Here is a 19,662-nt window from a genome sequence, read left to right on the forward strand (position 1 = left end):
ATTTCTTCAACCCACTTACCCACGCTCTTGAGAGAGTTTTATGCCTCGAACCAGCCTCGAGTCAGGAGGAGACGAGCGCGTCATCGATATCATAGAACCGAATCTAATCCAAGATGTGGTAGCAATCTGCTCGTAGCTCAAGGAATGTCCGGTTTTGTAGGTCACGATTCACCCAGTCTCTGAAATATCTGCACACTGGGCATGGCTCTCCGCCATCTTGCAGTGGGTGAGAGATCGTGGATTTAATAAGACTTACGGTGCACCGTGTTAGAGTCTGAGCTATCGTGCGCCAGCAGAACACGCGTCCGGTTCGGATCCGTTGCCAGCTTCGGGCTCAACTGAATCTCATGGCTTCGGCGCCGAACACTGCGCTCGGCATTCGCCGACATCATTGCTATGCGCAAGTTATCGATAGATTGGCCCCTCCAGTCGTTCGGCGGGACGGAACCGGCCCGGCAGGCCGGCAGGCCGGCAGGCAAGCGTATCCCGGCCGCAGGTTACGGCAGCGGCATCCAGTCGGGAATGGCGACATCGGCATGTTCGAACTGCGGCATGCCGGCCGACAGTTCTTCCATGTTGGAAATGTCGTTCTCCAGCAGCATTTCCTGCGTGATCAGGGTCGGCGGCACGATCACCTGCTCGCCCGGATCCTCGCCGGCCATCTGCATGGCGAGCGCTCGGACCGACACCTCGCCCACCACGGCGGGGTTGGTGGCCGCTGTTGCCACCCACGGGCTCGACGGTTCGGTCATGGCCGCGATGTCGGCGGTCGAGATGTCGGCGGAATAGATCCGGATGAAATCGGCCATCCCGGCTTCGTCGACGGCGATCTTCACGCCCTTGGCGAACTCGTCATAGGGGGCGAAGACAACTTCGATATTCGGATTGGCCCTGAGCACGGCGGCGGCCTGATCGGCCACCGAATTGGCAATCGGATTGTCGAGCGTGCCCCAGCGCGCCACTTCCTCGATGCCGGGATAGGTCTCCCTGAACTCCTCCCAGACTTCGTCGCGACGGTCCAGCGGCGCGATGCCGGCGACATAGACATAGCCGGCGGCGAAGCTGTCGCCGTTGTCGGCGATCGCCTGTTCCAGCGCCAGCCGCGCCAGATCCCTGTCGGACTGCTCGATCTGCGGGATCGACGGGTTCCCCATGTTGACGTCGAAGGCAACGATGGGGATTCCGGCATCCACCGCCGCCTGGCCCAGATCGGCCAGGCTTTCGGTCAGGCCGTGCTGAACGATGATGCCGTCGACGCCAAGGCTGATCGCCTGATCGAGCATGTCGGCCTGTGCCGCCGCATCCTGTCGGGAATCGAACACCCGCAGCGTCACACCCAGGGCTTCGGCCTGACGTTCCACCCCGGCCAGATAGGCCTGAAAGAAATCGCCCGTCGACAGATAGCGCACCAGCGCGATTTCGACTTCACCCTGGCTGCCGTCAAATGGCGCCGGCATGTCCTGGGCGACAGCCGACGTCGCGCCGAGACCCAATGCCGTTCCGCTCAATACCGCCACAGTGACGGCCCTAACCGTACAAAAACGCATGATGGTCGCTCCCTTCTTTTGTTGTCCATTATTTGATTTGAGATCGTGTGCTATCGCCGGCCGGCCCGCAACCCGAATGTGAATACCAGCGCCAGCACCAGAACCACGCCCTTGATGAAGTCTTGCGTGTAGTAGGGCGCGTTCAGCATCGTCAGCCCGTTCAGCAGGGTGCCGACGAACAAGGCGCCAATGACCGTGCCGAAGGCGTTGGGCCGACGCAGCCCCAGCACCGCAAAGCCGATCAGGGCAGCGGCGACGGCATCGAGCAGCAGGGAATTGCCAGACGAGACGTCCCCCCGGCCGACCCGGGCGGCCAGCAGGATGCCGCCGATCGCAGCATACACGCCGGAGATCATGTAGGCAGCGATCTTGTAGCGCTCGACATTCGCGCCGGCCAGTCTGGCAGCCTTTTCATTGCCGCCGATCGCGTACATGACGCGGCCCCACCGGGTCTTCTCCAGAAAAAACCAGAGCGCCACACCAAGCACGGCCATGAACACGACAGGCAGCGGGATAACGTCGAACAGCCGCATGCGGCCCAAGGCCAGGAACGCCTCGGCAAAGCGGCCCTCGGCAGTAACACCGTCCGACAGCGTCATGCCGGTGGCGATCGACCTGCCGCCGGTGGGGATCAACTGCAGACCGATCAGCAGGAACATCATTCCCAGTGTCGCCAGAAGGTCGGGAATGCGCGCCTTCACGATCAGGACGCCATTCAGAAACCCGACCAGAGCGCCCAGAAACAGGCAGAAGACCACGGCAAGGGCGGTCGATCCCTCCCAGATGACCATCACATAGGATGACGCCATCAACGCCATCGCCGCCACCGCGCCGATCGACAAATCGAAGCCGCCGACGACCAGGGTCGCGGTGACGCCGAGCGCCAGCAGCGCAACGATCGAAACGGACTGCAGAATGATGAAGACGTTGCGGGTTGAGATGAAAAACGGTTCCAGAATGGCGAACAGGACGATCATTCCCGCCAGCATCGCCAGCAGCCCGTAGCGGATCGCCATTTCGACGGCGACCTCGTTGCGTCGCCGGCCGGTCTGACCTTTCGGCACCTGCCCGCCTTGACGGGCGCCGCTTTCCGTTTCCTGCCGGGCGGTCATATCGGTCTTCACTCCCATGTATTCATTAGCGGTTGATCGAGATGACGAAGGAGGCCGAGGCGTTCAGGTTGCGGCAGCTCGCCGGCGGGCACCGACGATATCGGCGACCATCGTTTCGCGGTCGACCCGATCAACACGATAGTCTGCAACGATGCCGAAATCACGCATGACCACAATCCGGTCGGCCACTTCCAGCGCTTCGTCGAGGTCCGTGCACAGCACCAGGGTCGCCCGGTCGCCGGCGGTTTCCCGAAGGCCGCGCGCGATATCGCGCCGGGCCGCGATATCGACCCCCTGGAACGGTTCGTCGAGAATGATCAACCGGCAGGGCTGCGACAGCCACCGCCCCACGACGACCTTTTGCTGGTTGCCGCCAGACAGGGACAGAATGGGCGCGTCCGGGCCGCTGCACTTGATGCCGATCCCGTCGATCTGGGCCAGCGCAGCCTCGCGCTCGCGCCGGGGCATGACGACGCCGGCGCGGCTATACCGATCGAGAAACGGGAACGTGATGTTGCGTTCGACCGTCGCATCCGGGAACAGCGAGTTGTTCGCCCTGTCTTCGGGTATCATGAAGACGCCGCCCGCGATCGCGTCCCACGGCGACGCGGGCGCCCAGTTGCGGCCGTCGATTTCGATCCGTCCGGCCGCAGGTCGTCGCAGGCCGAAGATGGTTTCCGCCAGTTCCGTCTTTCCCGCACCGATCAGCCCGGTCAGGCAGACGACCTCGTTCTCGGCCAGCGCAAGGTCGAAGGAAGGGGCGGTTGCGGTCAGTCTCACACCGGACATTTCAACCAGGTGGCGGCCCGCCGGGCGGACTGCATGCTCGATATCCTCCATTGCCACGCCCAGCATCGCCGTCAGGGCAGCGTCGGTATCCAGCGGCTTCGTCTCGAACAGCCCCACCGATCGTCCATCGCGCAGGACCAGGATTCGATCGGCCAGGCGGCGGATGTCGGCCATCCGGTGGGAAATATAGATGATCGCCACGCCCTGATCGCGCAGGGTTTCCACGATATCGAAAAGCCGGCCGGCCTCGCTGTCCGATAGCGACGATGTCGGCTCGTCAAGGATCAGCAATCGCGGATTGCGGCCGATCGCCCGCGCGATCGCGATCAACTGCCGGTCGGCCTGACCGAGTGCGCTGGCCGGCGCATCCAGCGGCAGATCAAGGCCGAGCGTTTCCTGCAGTCGCCGGGCGCCGTCGCGCAGCATCCGCCGGCTGGCCAGAACCCGGGACCCCCCATTTCCGCCAGCCGGTGCGCAAAGTGCGTCGAGCATCAGGTTCTCCGCGACGGTCATTTCCGGAACGACGCCGTCATTGATGCCCTGGTGCACGGTCTGAATTCCCTGGCGGCGGGCGTCGGCGGGCGACTGGAACAACACCGTCTCGCCGCCAATGGCGACCTCGCCGCTGTCGGGATGCTCAGCACCGGAGAGAATTCGCACGAGCGTGGATTTGCCGGCTCCATTGGCACCGAGCAGGACGACCACCTCGCCGCCGCGAACATCGAGGTCGACATCCATCAGCGCATGGTTTTCGCCATATCGTTTGGAAATGCCCCGCAACGTTACCGCGGCCCTACCAGCATTGAGCGCCATGACCCGTTCCCACCCCCGATTTTCGTCTCTGTTGGCGAAACGCTGCACCAGTGCCGCACAGATGTCAATTTAACCTGTCATTTGTCATTCGGTGGCGGCAACGGTATGCATACCGCGGGTCATGGCGGTCGCCAAGATGGAAAACATCTTGTAAACAGGGTGCGAAAGAATACCGATCGGGGAGAGAGCGCAATGCCAGATACCACGTCAGACAACCGGACGACCGGCCCCGCAGCGATTGCCGGCGGCACGGGGCGCTTTACCGGCGGCCCTGATTATCGCCCGCTGAACGAACAGAGTGTGCCCGCGTTCGTGGCCGCGATCGAAAGCTGTGTTGCCACGCTGGGCGGCCAACAGGCCGATTGGACGGTGCGCGAGGTCGGCGACGGTAATCTGAACCTTGTCTTCATCGTCGAGGGGCCATCCGGCGGCCTGGTGGTCAAACAGGCCCTGCCCTATGTGCGTCTGGTCGGCGATAGCTGGCCGCTGCCGCTCGACCGGTCATATTTCGAATATCAGGCGATGAGCGTGCAGTCCCGCCACGCACCTTCCCTGCTGCCGCGTCTGCACCATTTCGACCCGGGCCAGGCCGCCATCGTCATGGAATTGCTCAGCCCCCACATCATATTGCGCAAGGGACTGGTGGCCGGCAAGACGTACCCCCGGCTGGCAAGCGCGATCGGCACCTTTCTGGCGGAAACGCTGTTCAACACCTCGGATCTTGCCATGCCGGCCGCGGCGAAAAAGGGCCTCCTTGCGGATTTCGCGCACAATACCGAATTGTGCAAGATAACCGAGGATCTGGTTTTCACCGATCCCTACCGCTTTGCCGATCTGAACCGTTGGACGACGCCGCAACTGGACGAAACCGCCGCCGCCTTTCGCGCCGACAGCGCGGCGAAGATCGCGGCGCAGGAAATGAAATGGAAGTTCCTGACCGCCGGTGAGGCGCTTATCCACGGCGACCTGCACACGGGGTCGATCATGGTGACCGAGGACGACACGCGGGTGATCGATCCGGAATTCGCCTTTATCGGGCCGATGGGCTTTGATATCGGTGCGGTGATCGGCAATCTGTTCCTGGCCTATGCCGCGCAGGCCGGGCACGAAACAAGGGTGGGCGAGCGCGATGCCTATCGGGCGTGGCTGCGCCAGACCGTCGGCGCCGTGTGGCGCGAATTCTCCAATCGGTTCCAGGCGCTCTGGTCTGAAAAGGCCGCTGGCGACGCCTATGTAGCCGAACTGTTCGACGATGCCGGCGGCCGAGCGGCGCTCAGGGCGCGCCAGTCGCGGTTCATGGCCGATCTGCTGGCCGACAGTCTCGGCTTCGGCGGCGCCAAGATGATCCGCCGGATTCTGGGATTGGCTCATGTCGAGGATATCGAGAGCATCGGGAACCCCGACCGCCGCGCGGCGGTGGAAAAACGCGCGCTGGCCTTCGGCCGGCTGATCATGGTGGAGCGTCGCGCCTTCGGCGACATCGATGCGGTTTGCGACGCGGCGGCCGACTTGCTCGACGGAAAGGAAACGTCATGAAGATAAACGGAACGCCCTATCGGTCCATCTGGCTCGACGACGACGGCTGGCAGGTCAAGGTGATTGACCAGACCGTGCTGCCTCACCGGCTGGACATTGCCAGCCTGAAAACGCTGGAAGACGCCGCGGCAGCGATCAAGACCATGGTCGTGCGCGGCGCGCCGCTTATCGGGGCGACGGCTGCCTATGGCATGGCGCTGGCGCTGCGCCGGGATCCGTCCGATGCGGCGCTGGGTCAAGCTTACGACACGCTCTACGCCACCCGGCCGACGGCGGTCAATCTGCGCTGGGCGCTGGACGATATCCGCCAGACGGTCGCGCCGCTGCCCACGGCCGAACGTGCCGAGCGGGCCTATCGCAGGGCCGACGCCATCGCCGACGAAGACGTCGCCGTCTGCTCGTCGATCGGCGATCACGGTCTCGACCTGATCCGCCAGGCCGCCAAAGCCAATCCCGGCCGAACGATCAACATCCTGACCCACTGCAACGCCGGCTGGCTGGCGACGGTCGACTGGGGCACCGCCCTGGCACCGATCTACAAGGCCCATGACGCCGGCATTCCGGTTCATGTCTGGGTGGACGAGACCCGTCCGCGCAACCAGGGTGCCGCACTGACGGCTTTTGAACTGGGCAGCCACGGCGTGCCGCACACGGTCATCGTCGACAACGCGGGCGGCCATCTGATGCAGCACGGCAAGGTCGATCTGTGCATCACCGGCACCGACCGGACAACGGCGCGCGGCGATGTCTGCAACAAGATCGGCACCTATCTGAAGGCGCTGGCGGCGAAGGCCAACAATGTGCCCTTTTACGTGGCGCTGCCGCACACCACGATCGACTGGACGATCGAAGACGGCGTTCGCGACATCCCGATCGAACTGCGGGACGCCCGTGAGGTCACCCACATGACCGGTCGGCTGCCGGACGGCTCCGTGGCGACGGTCGAGATCACCGCCCCCGGCAGCGGCGCCCGCAACGATGCCTTCGACGTGACGCCAGCGGAACTGGTGACGGGGCTGATCACCGATCGCGGCGTTTGCCCGGCAACGTCGGAAGGGCTGCACAGCCTGTTCCCCGAGATAAGGGCGAGCGCGGAATAGGCTACGGCGCCCCGTCGTCTAGCTGGGCCCGTCGTCAAGCAGGGCAAGGGCCGTCGCTTCGTCGGTCGCCAGATGCGTTACATACCCGCCGGCAAGCGCCCCTTGCAGGCAGTCGATTTTCTCCGGCCCGGCCGCCACGGCAAGGCGGACCGGGACGCGGGCGATCTGGTCGAGCGTCATGCCAATCAGGCAGTCATCGATCGGGCCGATCACAGGCTTGCCCTGCCGATCGAAAAACCGGCCGGCAATCACGCCGACCGCACCGCGCTCGATATATGCATGACTGTCGACCGCAGTAACGAGGCCCGCGCCGAAGACGAGGGAATTGGTCTTCACGGTACAGATGCCGAAAAGCGCCAGTGACAATGTCTCCAGCAAATCGAACTGGGTGCGGATGATCGGTTCATTGGCCAGGGCGGCGGCCAATCCGGCGTCGGAAAGCCGCGCCGGCGCGTGAAATGCGGCCATGCGCGCGCCGAGCCGGGAGGCGATTTCCGAGGTGCATTGCTCGGCGGAGAACCCGTCCTCGGAACTCATCGAGCCGACGATCTGGGCGACTGTCAAGTCCGCCACCCGCCGCTGCGGCAAGGTCTGCGCCAGGGCCATCACGGTGCGCCCCCAGGCCACGCCGATCCGGCTCCCAGCGCCCTCTGTCGGGTCAGCTCCGGGGCCAGTTCCGGGGCCCGCAAGCAGGTCGAGCAGCATATCCGTTCCCGCCCGGCCGGCGCGGACCAGCGGCTCGGCCCGGCCGCCGTCATCAGGGGCGACCATGGCCCGCTGCAGACCATAAGTGGCCGACAGCCGGGCGGCGAGGGCTTCGCCCGCCACCATGTCGGGATCGAGGCTGACATGGACCAGCCCGGATTCCCGCGCAGCCTGAAGATGGTTGACGATCGTGGCCCGGGAAACCCCCATCAGGCGCGCGATTTCCGATTGGGTAAGGCCGTCGTGGTGGTACAGCCAGGCCGCTCGCACGACGGGCCGTGACGCTGGTTCTTCGATCCGCGGATAGTCCTGAGACACATACGCCCGCAGACCGGTCCGTTCCTCACGCGCGCCCATCGGCTCTTTCATAGGTATGCTTCCTGTCCGTCTGCCGCCGTTACCGTCGCGTGCCCCGTTTACCGGCTCTTAAGCCAAAATGCCTAGAGTCCGGCCTCATGGACAGCGATCACCAACGAAACATGAGATCGGAATCGATGATACGCCGGATCGGTCGCATCGGCAAAGCGGGACTCCTGGCATTGGCGCTATCCTGGCCGACCCTGTACGCATCGCCCGTCGTTGCGATCGGCCAGGCGCATCCACAGGCGTGGTCGATGGACCTGTCGCCTGAGGGCACGGTCGAGGGTTTCCGCAAATGGTCAAACGTGCTGGATCGTCACCCTGACGATATGGATTTGCTGGACGGCCCTTGCGACGCGTCGAGCTTCAACGCCTGCCATTTGCGGACGTGGCTCGATTTTCTGGAGTCGATCCGCCACCTGAACAAACGCGATCAGCTTGACAGGGTGAACCGGCACTTCAACGCATCGCCCTACATTACCGATATGATCAACTGGAACATGCCGGATTACTGGGCCCGCCCGATCCAGTTCATGGAGATGAGCGGCGACTGCGAAGACTACGCAATAATCAAATACTATTCACTCATCCATCTCGGATTTTCCGCAGATGACCTCCGCATCGTCGTCCTCCACGACAACAACCTCAACGTCGGCCATGCGGTGCTGACAGTGTCGATCGAGGGCGACATCCTCGCACTCGACAACCAGATAGATCAACTCGCGCCGGTCGAACTGCTCGGCCACTATACGCCGATCTTTTCCGTCAACGAGTCGCACTGGTGGCGTCACGGTTAGCGAACTCCGGCATACGGTCACCAGCACCCGCCCCTACCACTGCCCATCCCAATGATCGGTAGGCTGCCGGGAACGGATAGAGAGATCCAACAGGCCCTTTCCGCTTTGGCCGCGGGCGTCTGAAGCGTGCATTCCTCAATAACATTCCCCAACCGAGACGAAGCCGCATATCACGGCGCCATTTTCATCAAAACCCGATCGACGTTTTTTACAAACACCGACCGTTTCGAGTGTGGCCGTCATCTCTATCTTTCCTTCCTCATCGCCGATCGCTGACACAGCATAATTACCCCAATAAATATTCCCACACCTTCTATACCGGAACACATTTTTTCCGCCTCAATAGTATCGTCTTCATTAGATTTCTAACTATTTTACAACACGTTTTTTTGTTGACATATCGCCTCCATATGGTCCAGTTGGCATGCGTCCAACCCTAGGGCAATATTGTCGTGACAAACACCATTAGAAACCGAATGTTTTCTTCAGCTTTTGCAGCCTCTTCACCATTCGGCGTCATGTTCCATCATTTTTTCGACGACCGTCGCCATCCCCGGATTGAGGGTGCTCTATCAGTCGATGAATTCGATCAAATTTTATCGAATCCCGGGCCCTTCACATTCCTGCCTGCTGCGGACTGGCTCGCCAGACTCGAACGCGGAACCCTCCGCAGCAACGAAATCTGCATAACGTTCGACGACGCATTGTTAAGTCAATACGAGTTGGCGGAACCAGTTCTTCGGCACCATGATCTGACAGCCTTCTGGTTTGTTTATTCAAGCGTATTTAACGGTGACGTGCCAATGCTGGAGGTTTACCGTTATTTCCGAAACGTACAGTATAACAATACATCTTTATTCTACAGCGACTATTTTTCTGCAGCTACAGCCCTCTTCGATCTGGATATTGAAAGTATACGTGAGCTCGAAAGCGCTCAACATTACCTAATCGATTTCTCGATTTACAATAAATCGGATCGTCTATTCAGATTCGTACGGGATCGCGCTTTGGAGCCTGATCAGAACGATCTGATCATGCAAAGGCTCATGGCCGCACATGAGTTCGACCCAGCGTCCGTGGCTCAAGATCTGTGGCTCACAAATGATCATATCCGTCAACTATCAAATAACGGGCACATCGTTGGGCTTCATTCGTACAGCCATCCAACAAATTTATCCAGTTATAGTGAAGAACAACAGCGTGACGAGTATATTCAGAATGCGGAACATCTGACGAAAGTTACGGGTAATGTTCCGAACATAATGGCTCATCCAAGCAATTCATATAGCGAAGTTACCATACAAATACTAAAAGACCTCAACATAAAGTATGGGTTCCGTTCTAACGACAATGTCAAGCGCCCGTATAATTTTGAATTGCCGAGGGTTGATCACAAGCTGTTTTTTACCCCGTCGTAGGGAAGACCGAAGCGATGACAGAAATGAACATACAAATCAGCGGACTGAGACGTTTTTGCCTGGGATTTTTTGCCGAGGCAGACGTTGACCATGACGGCTCTCTCGAACAGATCGCAAACGATCAGGATCTGATTGAAACTGGTGTTGTCGATAGTCATACGTTCATAGATCTGTGTCTGGCCATAGAAGCTGAGTATGGGCGGACCATAGATCTAGCAATTATCGACGCCTCCAGCCTCAGTAGCATCAATGGAATATACAATTATATAGCAAATGCCGATGGTCAGTAAACAAAGAGTTGCGTTTGTTGGCGATGGGGCGCTTATATCGCGACTGTTCGCCGACAAACAAATCTCCTCTAATATACTTCCTGTGGCTATATATGCACGAGACGTACATGGGAATAAATTTCCCGACGCAAGAATTCGGCCAGCGGAAGATCTGAATACCATCGAGGAAAAGCGGGTTCTTGAATCGATGGAACCCGATTTTTTGTTTAGCATTGGTAATTTTGACGTCATAGTATCACGGCCAATATTACGTGCATTAAATGGAAATGCGATTAATTTACACTATGGGTTGCTTCCCTACTATGGCGGACGTCACGGCTATCAGTGGGCGATTAGAAATGGTGAAGCGCAGTCGGGTGTAACGCTCCACTCCATGACGCACCCATTCGATAGCGGGCGAATAATTTCCACTTCTGTCTTTGATATCTCCGAGGTCGACACCGGTTTATCGGTATACAAGAAGTGTGTTACCGCAGGAAGGAAGATTGCCGAGCAGTTTCTCCTCGATCCGAATCCTTCCAAATGCTCGTTGGGAAATGCCCAAACTTCAGGCCTAAGAAAGATATACTACTCATCGGACATAGGCACCGGGGAGATCGATTTCGACCTGTCCGCCCGAGAAATTCGAAACTTCGTCAGGGCTGCCGATTTTCGGCCCTTCCAGTCGCCCAGCTATGTGCCCTGGTACCGAGACCGGGATGGACGCGAGTACCAGGTCTACTCGTGTCGCGTTTGCCAGCCAGAGGAACTGCCAGGAGCAGACGATGGTCGGGCTAAGTGGAGAAAGTGCCGGGACGGGTACGTAATTTTTGACCACGTTCGCGAAAAGAACTGGTGATTTTTCGAGTTGGTTCGAGAGGAGATTGTGGTCACATGCACTTCGACGGTCCCTGGAGCTCATATGCCAGCCTGACGCGGATCATTGGGTCGGTAGTCGATGTTTGGCCGCAACACCAATCCAAATTGGCACGGGATTTTTCGCTTTATGGAGATCGCGACCGCGCGATGCTGGACTCCATAGCTGCCGATATTCTTTCCGCCCTCGGTGGCGATGTTCGAGAAGCGGCTGGCGACTATCGTTGGACTTGCTCCCGAATGCTGGACGCTGAAATGCGCTTTCGCCGGGACGGATCCTCCGCAAACGCCAGCGTCGACGATCTTCTCAGCGGCATCTATGGAAGCAAGGATGACACAAAACGGTATATGAACGGCCTGCTGTTATCACAGATCCTGTGGCCACAGCACGCGGGTCCGCTTCTCTATTTCCGCAGCGAATACCTGGCATCGGTTTTGCCCGGCGCGGTTCACCTTGAAATAGGCCCGGGGCACGGCCTTTGGATGGCCGGTATCTTGCAGAGGGATTCGTCTGCGCAACTTGTAGGGTGGGACATAACAAGAGAGTGCCTTTCGTTCACGGAATCGACCTTCCAGCGCCTTTGTCCTGATCTGAAGCCCCGCCTCGAGATCCGTGACATTTGTGACAACACCTGGCACCGCCCATCGACAGAATCTGAGGGGCTCTTTGATTCAGTGATAGCAAGCCAGTTGTTTGAGGTTGTAAGCGAGCCGAAGGTGGCCGCCCTGAACATCCACAGGTCACTTGCGCCATCTGGGCGCACTTTCATCTGCTCACCCATCAATGTTGCGGCACCCGACCACCTCAGGAGGTGGATGCACGAGGACGACCTTCTGGCAGTTCTGCGTTCGGCCGGTCTGCACCCCACCAAGCTGCTCCGCTTCGGCAATCAGCCTGGTGCCCAGAAAATTGGCGCGGGATATTCTCTTGTTGTCGAAGCGGCCAGATCCAACGTGGGCGAAACTCGATGACCTATGAGATCAGGTTCCCGACGTATGATGAGACGCCGGCTATCGTCCAGTTCATCGCCTCCACCTGGGGGCCACAGCACATATTGGCAAGAGACGCGGAACTGCTGCGATGGCAGTTATCCTGGGAGTTCTGTCCGAACGAGCGCGGCAGCGGACTCTCTGCGCTCACCGTCTGGAACGCGGGCGAAATAGTAGGAATGCAGGGCCTGATTCATGCGCCCTTTCGGATTGGAGCCGAACGTCTTACGTCGGTATGGCTCTGCAACTTGATGGTCGCCGAACACCATCGACCGTGCGGCGTGGGCGCCAGGCTGATGACAGGCGTACACAACCTTCCTGTTGATGTAATTGCCACGTCTGGTATCAACCCCGAAATACTCCCTCTATATCGCAAAATGCGGTATCATGTAATCGATTCACTAGACCGTTACATTCACGTCATCGACGCCGCTCGGTTCAATGAACTAGCCAAATGCCAAAGCCCAAAGCATAAATCTGCTCGCCCCATGACCGTTGCAGCGCACAATCTCAGGTTGCAACAAGACGATGACTTCGATGATTTCTGGCCACAATTTTCAGATCAAAGCCTCAGCGCTGGTTATGTCGGGATTGACAGGACCAGGGAATATATGCGCTGGCGATACGTTCAGCATCCCCGATTCGACTACAAAATTTTCACTGTCCGTAATAGTGACGGCTGTATACGCGGTATTATCGTATACCGCATAGAGAAGATTTCCGGCTTTGACGGGAGCGTGATGCGTGTACTTGAGGTCGACGCCATTGACCGAGATTTGATACCAATTCTACTCGACGAAACGGTTCGAATTGGGATATATAGCGGCGTCATTTTCGCCGACTATTATTCATCTACGGATATTATAGCCGACTCTGCACGGCAATCAAGCTGGACTCGGTCAGTTGATTTTTCCAAGGCTGTCCCCTCGTACTTTCAGCCGCTCGATTATCGCCCTCAACAGGTGTCTATCGCTGCCCGAGCCCTGAGAGCGGGATTCCTGCCAGATGACTGGAACGGGCGACTGAACGTATTGAAATCCGACGGCGATCAGGACCGGCCGAACCTTGCAGTGGAGTAGAGAATGACGACCGGCCTTCGTAGTAGATTAAAAAGCATTTTCGACCAATCGACCGACAGACCGCTTGTCGTATACAGGAACAAAACGGTTACATATGGCGCTGCACTAACTCAGATTTCGGCTCTTCATAAGCAGTTCTCGGACATCGTCGAGCTAGGTGGACGAATTGGTGTAATGTCTGAACGGGGCCCATCAGCATATGTCGGCACCTTGGCGGCCTTTATGACCGGGCGGACATATGTAACGCTGTCACCGAAAATGCCGGCTCATAGACTACGACAGATTGCACAGTCGGCCGACCTTTGTGCCGTCCTGCTGTCCACTTCGCAAATCCCTCTATTCCAGCGGGTTTTTTCGGGATCCGAGCATCCCGTTACAGGAATAATTATCGACGAATGTCCTGATCCAGGTTCCAATCCCGACATGGGAACAAACCGACTGGTGGTAGCAGGAGAGCCCGCCGATCCTGCCAGCCTTTGGGTCGACGGATGCGAAGATCCCGACGTCGCGTATTTGTTATTCACATCGGGCTCCACGGGCAATCCCAAGGGAGTGCCCGTTTCCACCAAAAGCCTCTGCTCCTATATCGATAGCGTTACGGATTTCTACGGCTTTTCTTCTGACGATCGTCATAGCCAGACATTCGACCTCAGCTTTGACCTTGCCATGCACGATCTTCTGGTAGCGACGAGTACAGGCGGAGCGCTTGTGCCATTCCTCGACGCAGACCTGTTGAGTGCCAGCCATCATGCAGAGACTCATGATGTGACATGCTGGTTTTCCGTTCCTTCGCAAGCAGCGCTTATGTCCAAGGCCCGGACCCTTACGCCCGGATCCATGAAGTCGGTTCGCCTTTCGCTCTTTTGCGGTGAGCCGCTTTCTTGCGACCTCGCGAAGAAATGGCAAGCCGCTGCTCCAAACAGTATCATCGAGAATCTCTATGGACCGACCGAGGCGACTATCGCAATGTCTCGGTATCGATTTCACCCTCAACAGGACAACGACGAAGCAAGACGTGGATTGGTGCCTATCGGATCTCCGTTTCCAGGCATGAAGGTCAGGTTCGACACAGCGCCAAGTCCGGCTCCGGATGATATCAAGATAGCCGGCGAACTGATGCTAGCGGGCAGACAATTGGCGACCGGCTACTGGAAGTCGGACAGCCAGACCGCGAGATCCTTCGTAACGCTCGATGGGGAGCCAGAGACGGTCTGGTACAGAACTGGCGACATTGTCGAACAATCGCCTTCAGGTTGCCTGCATTTCGTCGGTCGGACGGATCAACAGATAAAAATTGCGGGCCACCGACTTGAGATCGGGGAGGTGGAGACCGAGTTGCGGCGCGTTTCCGGTTCACCGGCATCTGCCGTTGTTCCCTGGCCCGTTGAAGGAACGAGCATAAAGGGACTTGTAGGTTTTGTCGAAGGCGCATCAATCGGCGGTAGCCAAATACGTAAATTGCTGAGAGAGCGTCTTCCCGAATACATGATTCCAAAGAAGATTTACACTTTTGACGAACTCCCACGGAGCACAAGTGGAAAGATCGACCGGCGTCGGCTAACAGAAGACCTTGAAAAGAAATGAGTTTCGGCCACCGCAGATGGCTTTTGCATTTCGGCCTATTTGCACCGCAGAAGCTGGGGTATGCAGAACAAGCGGCACGTTGCATCGACGCTATCAGCCATGCGTATGCCGACTGCCAGTTGAGTGGCCGATCCTTGATTGTACAATGTGAACAGAGACGGGAATATGTGTACCGACCGCAGGGGATCTTTTCGCGAACCTTCCTCGGAAAAAGGCGCGAGCACGGGTCGCGTTGGATCGAGCAGGCCAAGAGATCCTCGTCCTCCCATGCCAATGGAGTCGCGTCGGCCGAAGGCACTGTTCACGCTCGACCCTCCATCGCGGAGGAATAGCTGGAGTCTGGTTCCCGCCTCCCACGTAGCTCGGATCACGGCCTTCGGCCGCAGCATGACCGAACAGAAGACTCTGCAACCAGCGACGGAAAGCTCGGACCAAATCGCATGCGCAGTTGGCGCATCCCTCCTCGATGTCAACCGTTACGGCGATTCCCGACAATTTCCATCTATGTGATCGATATTCAGGATCCCATGAGAAAATCCGAGTCACCGGGCTCATTCTTCGGCTCGTAGTGTGTTGTCTACCCTGACTATCAGAAAATACGGGGCGCCCCATTGGTACGTTTATCGGTTCTTTTTATTGCTCGTCCCGCGAAAAAGGTCACGATCTGGCTTAGAAAGCGCGTGATTCACTTCATACTGTGGTCACTCGAATTTCTGTTCTATCTTCCCATCACCGCAGTTTCCGCGATGTTGCCCAGAGTTCTTTTGCATGGGGGAAAAAGGAAAGCAGTAAGACAACGCCTAAAGAATTTATGCTGTTCTTATCGCCATATGGGGGCCGATCTACCAGACCTGACGTCCCGAACTCTCCTTTATGGTGTTGCCGCAGACCGGCACGTGACCACAAACGCAGAAATTCGCCACATTATGGAGGAAATGGCTAATCTGACGACATCGCAATACCGTGAAATAATCGCGATTATTCACCTTTACACAGATCTATTTCCTTCTGACGATGAACGCGCCGAGATCCGGAAGATTTTTCTTAAACCATCTCAAGAAGATACGACGTTCGACAGCGCGCACCTGATTTTCGGTGCACACAATGACTACATATTTGCGACCGACATACCCATTGACATGGTCGATTTCGTGGTCGATCACTGCGTAAAAGATCCTGCCGCGATCGATCGGCTAATAAATCTAGTAATTTTTCCCAATCAATCGAAACTCCCGTCAAGACACGCGAATATACTGTCGATGGTTCGCTACCTCGTCAACGGAACACCGTTCCGGATGCAGCCTGACGCCAGTTATTCATCCGATGCCAAGACTTTTCTATCGGTGTTGTCAGACCTATCCTCCGTCTATTCAAGGCAGACACCTGTCAATTTCGCGAGGATCGACAGCATCGATGAATTGTTGCGGTTAGCGGACGAGAGTACTTTGATTCTCGTCGATAGCACTGCGGGCCACGAGAACGTCGACAGTCTCATGAATAGTAATTGCCACGTAATCTGCGGCGGGCTTCCCAAAGGCTATAGCCATTCTCCGACTTCATGGGACCGGCTGACCAGCCAGCACTGGTACACAGTCGAGGGACATCAGCAGTTCGAAAAACTTCTGGCAACAGCCTCGAATCTGCTTGGTGACTTTGAATCCTTGGCATCCGACAAACCTCTTCAATCGGCGACAGCTCTTTCAATTACCGACCGGCAATTGCCCAATATCTTCATGTGCGAAAAGGCGCTTCATGCTCTAGGCACCAGAAAATACTCCCGTATTATCATCATGTCGCGAGAGCACACCGTACCAACGACCCTTGGCAATCTCGGCCTTGATCAGACGCCCATTTTCTGGCTGCCTACGGGGAAGGCCAGCGGAATTCCGTCCAATGCCAATGTGCCCAGACGTGTATGGGATCTAACGGCACGTCTTGTCGGATCGGCCGAATCCGCCCGACTGGCTACTGCCGAACTGGCCAGATCGCACCCACCGGACGAACCATATCAGGTTCTGTTTTGTACGTGGACGAACCCCAAACATGCGGCCGCTGCGCTTAACACAGCTCGGGAACAAATCGGTCGTGGCAATTTGATCGTTGTCTCGTCGAACATCACGGATGAGCATCGCAGTGGGTTGCGTGAATACGGGCACGACGGGACAACCAGTAAGGTTCGTGAGCCCATATTTCTTCCTTTGGTTCGGTATGGGCGAAGGATGGACATCGGACATTTTGGTGATGATGGGTCGAGAATGACGTCGGCCGCATTCCATGAAAATTACGCTTCCGACCCGCTTTTCTTTCGTGGTGCGGTGGCTCTGGACCTGTGTACCGCCGGCCTCGCGCAATCGTTTGTCGAGCTTCATCCGATCAGCGCTCAACTTCAAGAATTATTCAGCCCTGAATTCGGAATGAAATTCCGCCATGTCATCAATCTTATCGGACGAATGCCGACAGGTGTTTTGGCAAACGCAATTTTCCGGATACGTGACGTCGCAACATGCGACGCCTATTTGTTTACGGTAGCTAATTCAGCGAAACAGGTTCCGAGTTCGGCTGATTTACTGGCCGTCGTTGACACGGTACAGAAAGGGTATGTGTCAAACGCTTGGCAGATGGATCCGACTCGAGTCGCGGCCATTGGCTACCTCTGGTCAGAGCCGGAAGAGGTCCCCGACGTAACAAATGGCAACTCTTCAGCCCACACTTCAATTCCGCACCGCATTCTGGTTGGAACTCAGTCCGGGTTCGATGAGGGGAATCGGCGCCTCGTTAAATGTGTCGCTCTGGCGGTAAAAGATCGGAGCGATGTCAACATTGTCGTTCGGCTACACCCGGCAGAGCCTCGTCGCAATTTCGCGGTGTATCGAGATATCGCCAGAGACCACGGAGGCTGCATTGATGTCGAGGAATCTCGATTGTCTCTTGAAAGCGAAATAGATATGTCTTTCGCTGTTGTAACTCAGACAAGCAACATCGGTATTGAAGCGGCTTCCAGGGGACGCGTTGTCATAAAATATCTTGTAAGCTCCGGCTCTCTCGACAGCACAATAATCGGGACCCCGTATTCGCACAACATAACCGTTGAAGATAACGAGATTACTGAAATGCAGACGGCGCTGTTTGACCGTAAGGTGCGGGAGGCTACGCTTTCCAGAGCCAGGGACTATCTTCAAACGAACTCCGGGCTGAATGGAGGAAATTCGGCTCGCAAACTCGTGGATTTCGTCGAAAATTATGCATGTACGCGGGCCTAGGCAATTGATCACCGCTGGAGACACCGCCTTCGCGATCATGCGTCACGGTTCCAACGAATCCACCAGATTCAGAGCAGCGGCAAAGCCGTCCAGCGAAAGCGGAATGCCGATTTCGGTCATGTCGGCGCTGCGGACGACGATCTGCACCTCATCCTGCGCTGCAAATGTCGACATCAGGTCGTCATCGACCCTCAGCTCGATCTGGCAGCCTCGTTCAGTGCAGATCTGATAGTCCGCTGTTCGCCCTCCATCTGCGCCACCGTCGATGCGCACGCCAGACGGCAGATGAACGCCAAGCGGGAAGACCAGCACCGCCAGGGGGTCGAGGCCGTCACCGGCCCAGCCGGCCGCAGCATGCATAAGTACGGCCGACGATCCGATCGGGCTGACATTCTGGATGATCTCGCACTGACCGAGATCTGCTTCGGGATCGCTTCCCTCGCACCGGACACCCCAGTCGCCGCGCGATTCCATGACGTTGCCGGGAAGCCAGGCCCCAAAGCGAATCGGGCGCTCGTTCTGCTGCGATTGCGCGGCGCCGGTCCAGCTGAACAGTGCCAATGTGATCCCGAGAGCCGCGGCCGATGCTGCGTTCATGTTTGCGGTTCCTTGAGCCTCAAGTCGAAAGGCGGCGAATCCGCGACCAGGCGGCGACGGAAACCAGATGCGCGAACAGCGGTTCGAGCCAATTGTTGGCATGCATTGCCGCTATGGCATCGCTGCCGAGCGCCCTGAATTTTTCCTCATCGACAACCCGAAATCCGGACAGGCTTTTCGACTCTCCACCATCCCAGCGCGCGGTTGCTGTCCGTTCGACAAGCAGCCCGAGCTCATCCAGGTGCTCGATGAACGCCTGTGTCGCCCGGGCCGCCCGGTCATAGGCCGCGCAGAACGATTTGGCGGAGTCAGTCAGCGCGGACGGTTGGCCGTCAGTGAACAGCGGATCGGCACTGGCCCCTGCCTCGGCCGATGGCCGAACCCGGCGGCATCCGACGTCGATGCACAGTTTGCGGTCCTCGCCGCTTTGCGCGACGATGAATGGATACCGGCGAACATAAGCGGGAATATAGTCGGCTTCCAGCCACTGGCCATCGTCACCGACAAAGGCATTCCGGTCAGGCAGCATGCCGATAACGGCCATGGCCAGACCGGCATTCTCGGGGCCGAAAACGATCGGATACCATGGGGCCGCCAGACGGAACTCGTTGGCGTTGAGGGGGACCGCATTGGTGTAGCGGCTGAAGGCGAAGTCCTGTTGCCGGTCGAGACTGAGAGCACCATGAGCCCGCAGCGTCATCACCTGCGGCTGCTCATACAGGAGCGGCATTCGGCCCGCGCCCGTCTGTTTTGTATTCGTATCCGCTGACATGGCACTACGTCTCCGATCGAAGATGGCAAATGGCGGCACTCCGGGGGTGGTCCTGGGG

General features: G+C 57.9%; 16 protein-coding genes. 10 read left to right on the plus strand and 6 right to left on the minus strand.

The window, feature by feature from the left end; genetic code table 11:
- Positions 1-497: 497 nt before the first annotated feature.
- The 3 genes from ABZ728_RS00590 to ABZ728_RS00600 are packed head-to-tail and all read right to left on the minus strand — an operon-like array spanning position 498 to position 4,261.
- The gene (locus ABZ728_RS00590; RefSeq protein WP_366653607.1) at positions 498-1,547 is read right to left on the minus strand and encodes a substrate-binding domain-containing protein; all 1,050 of its coding nucleotides are present in this window, start codon (positions 1,545-1,547) and stop codon (positions 498-500) included.
- Between the two features lie 50 nt (positions 1,548-1,597).
- Positions 1,598-2,671 (minus strand): ABC transporter permease, encoded by a 1,074-nt coding sequence (locus tag ABZ728_RS00595; RefSeq protein WP_366653608.1) that lies wholly within the window; start codon positions 2,669-2,671, stop codon positions 1,598-1,600.
- A 51-nt stretch (positions 2,672-2,722) separates the two neighbouring features.
- On the minus strand, positions 2,723-4,261 hold the full coding sequence (locus ABZ728_RS00600) for a sugar ABC transporter ATP-binding protein (protein ID WP_366653610.1): 1,539 nt from the start codon (positions 4,259-4,261) through the stop codon (positions 2,723-2,725).
- A 192-nt stretch (positions 4,262-4,453) separates the two neighbouring features.
- On the opposite strand from ABZ728_RS00600, the gene mtnK reads away from it, so the two are divergent.
- Both mtnK and mtnA read left to right on the plus strand, forming a co-directional pair.
- Positions 4,454-5,797, plus strand: coding sequence for an S-methyl-5-thioribose kinase (gene mtnK, locus ABZ728_RS00605; RefSeq protein ID WP_366653611.1), 1,344 nt, complete (start codon positions 4,454-4,456; stop codon positions 5,795-5,797).
- Positions 5,794-6,897 carry an S-methyl-5-thioribose-1-phosphate isomerase gene (gene mtnA / locus ABZ728_RS00610; RefSeq protein WP_366653612.1) on the plus strand — a complete coding sequence of 368 codons (1,104 nt, stop codon included), beginning with the start codon at positions 5,794-5,796 and terminating at the stop codon, positions 6,895-6,897. The genes mtnK and mtnA overlap by 4 nt, the downstream gene beginning before the upstream one ends.
- Before the next feature lie 18 nt (positions 6,898-6,915).
- On the opposite strand, the gene ABZ728_RS00615 is transcribed toward mtnA, so the two are convergent.
- Positions 6,916-7,971: a sugar-binding transcriptional regulator gene (locus ABZ728_RS00615; protein WP_366653613.1), complete on the minus strand. Its 1,056-nt coding sequence runs from the start codon at positions 7,969-7,971 to the stop codon at positions 6,916-6,918.
- Positions 7,972-8,096: 125 nt separating this feature from the next.
- Between ABZ728_RS00615 and ABZ728_RS00620 the strand changes: the two genes are divergently transcribed.
- The 8 genes from ABZ728_RS00620 to ABZ728_RS00655 all read left to right on the plus strand — a co-directional run bounded on the left by ABZ728_RS00620 (position 8,097) and on the right by ABZ728_RS00655 (position 18,235).
- On the plus strand, positions 8,097-8,759 hold the full coding sequence (locus ABZ728_RS00620; RefSeq protein WP_366653615.1) for a transglutaminase-like cysteine peptidase: 663 nt from the start codon (positions 8,097-8,099) through the stop codon (positions 8,757-8,759).
- 452 nt (positions 8,760-9,211) lie between these two features.
- Positions 9,212-10,177 (plus strand): polysaccharide deacetylase family protein, encoded by a 966-nt coding sequence (locus ABZ728_RS00625; RefSeq protein WP_366653616.1) that lies wholly within the window; start codon positions 9,212-9,214, stop codon positions 10,175-10,177.
- A gap of 14 nt (positions 10,178-10,191) precedes the next feature.
- Positions 10,192-10,467 (plus strand): phosphopantetheine-binding protein, encoded by a 276-nt coding sequence (locus ABZ728_RS00630; protein WP_366653618.1) that lies wholly within the window; start codon positions 10,192-10,194, stop codon positions 10,465-10,467.
- Positions 10,457-11,305, plus strand: coding sequence for a formyltransferase family protein (locus tag ABZ728_RS00635; protein WP_366653619.1), 849 nt, complete (start codon positions 10,457-10,459; stop codon positions 11,303-11,305). Before ABZ728_RS00630 ends, ABZ728_RS00635 begins: the two co-directional genes overlap by 11 nt.
- Before the next feature lie 35 nt (positions 11,306-11,340).
- The gene (locus ABZ728_RS00640; protein WP_366653621.1) at positions 11,341-12,294 is read left to right on the plus strand and encodes a methyltransferase; all 954 of its coding nucleotides are present in this window, start codon (positions 11,341-11,343) and stop codon (positions 12,292-12,294) included.
- Positions 12,291-13,391 carry a hypothetical protein gene (locus ABZ728_RS00645; RefSeq protein ID WP_366653622.1) on the plus strand — a complete coding sequence of 367 codons (1,101 nt, stop codon included), beginning with the start codon at positions 12,291-12,293 and terminating at the stop codon, positions 13,389-13,391. The genes ABZ728_RS00640 and ABZ728_RS00645 overlap by 4 nt, the downstream gene beginning before the upstream one ends.
- A gap of 3 nt (positions 13,392-13,394) precedes the next feature.
- A complete protein-coding gene (locus ABZ728_RS00650; protein WP_366653623.1) occupies positions 13,395-14,975 on the plus strand; it encodes an AMP-binding protein in 1,581 nt (526 codons plus the stop codon).
- A gap of 611 nt (positions 14,976-15,586) precedes the next feature.
- The gene (locus ABZ728_RS00655; RefSeq protein ID WP_366653624.1) at positions 15,587-18,235 is read left to right on the plus strand and encodes a hypothetical protein; all 2,649 of its coding nucleotides are present in this window, start codon (positions 15,587-15,589) and stop codon (positions 18,233-18,235) included.
- A 42-nt stretch (positions 18,236-18,277) separates the two neighbouring features.
- On the opposite strand, the gene ABZ728_RS00660 is transcribed toward ABZ728_RS00655, so the two are convergent.
- Positions 18,278-18,832: an invasion associated locus B family protein gene (locus tag ABZ728_RS00660; protein WP_366653625.1), complete on the minus strand. Its 555-nt coding sequence runs from the start codon at positions 18,830-18,832 to the stop codon at positions 18,278-18,280.
- 19 nt (positions 18,833-18,851) lie between these two features.
- A complete protein-coding gene (locus ABZ728_RS00665) occupies positions 18,852-19,562 on the minus strand; it encodes a SapC family protein (RefSeq protein ID WP_366653626.1) in 711 nt (236 codons plus the stop codon).
- Positions 19,563-19,662: the final 100 nt, after the last annotated feature.

Origin of the sequence: Fodinicurvata sp. EGI_FJ10296 (assembly GCF_040712075.1) — a bacterium.
Classification (GTDB): domain Bacteria; phylum Pseudomonadota; class Alphaproteobacteria; order DSM-16000; family Inquilinaceae; genus JBFCVL01.

Excerpts from the sequence above, each read along its gene's own strand:
- ABZ728_RS00645 (WP_366653622.1), top strand. The coding sequence starts at position 12,291 with ATGACCTATGAGATCAGGTTCCCGACGTATGATGAGACGCCGGCTATC.
- ABZ728_RS00650 (WP_366653623.1), top strand. The coding sequence starts at position 13,395 with ATGACGACCGGCCTTCGTAGTAGATTAAAAAGCATTTTCGACCAATCG.
- ABZ728_RS00665 (WP_366653626.1), bottom strand. The coding sequence starts at position 19,562 with ATGCCGCTCCTGTATGAGCAGCCGCAGGTGATGACGCTGCGGGCTCAT.
- ABZ728_RS00615 (WP_366653613.1), bottom strand. The coding sequence starts at position 7,971 with ATGAAAGAGCCGATGGGCGCGCGTGAGGAACGGACCGGTCTGCGGGCG.
- ABZ728_RS00600 (WP_366653610.1), bottom strand. The coding sequence starts at position 4,261 with ATGGCGCTCAATGCTGGTAGGGCCGCGGTAACGTTGCGGGGCATTTCC.
- ABZ728_RS00640 (WP_366653621.1), top strand. The coding sequence starts at position 11,341 with ATGCACTTCGACGGTCCCTGGAGCTCATATGCCAGCCTGACGCGGATC.
- ABZ728_RS00660 (WP_366653625.1), bottom strand. The coding sequence starts at position 18,832 with ATGAACGCAGCATCGGCCGCGGCTCTCGGGATCACATTGGCACTGTTC.
- ABZ728_RS00635 (WP_366653619.1), top strand. The coding sequence starts at position 10,457 with ATGGTCAGTAAACAAAGAGTTGCGTTTGTTGGCGATGGGGCGCTTATA.
- ABZ728_RS00630 (WP_366653618.1), top strand. The coding sequence starts at position 10,192 with ATGACAGAAATGAACATACAAATCAGCGGACTGAGACGTTTTTGCCTG.
- ABZ728_RS00620 (WP_366653615.1), top strand. The coding sequence starts at position 8,097 with ATGATACGCCGGATCGGTCGCATCGGCAAAGCGGGACTCCTGGCATTG.
- ABZ728_RS00590 (WP_366653607.1), bottom strand. The coding sequence starts at position 1,547 with ATGCGTTTTTGTACGGTTAGGGCCGTCACTGTGGCGGTATTGAGCGGA.
- mtnA (WP_366653612.1), top strand. The coding sequence starts at position 5,794 with ATGAAGATAAACGGAACGCCCTATCGGTCCATCTGGCTCGACGACGAC.
- mtnK (WP_366653611.1), top strand. The coding sequence starts at position 4,454 with ATGCCAGATACCACGTCAGACAACCGGACGACCGGCCCCGCAGCGATT.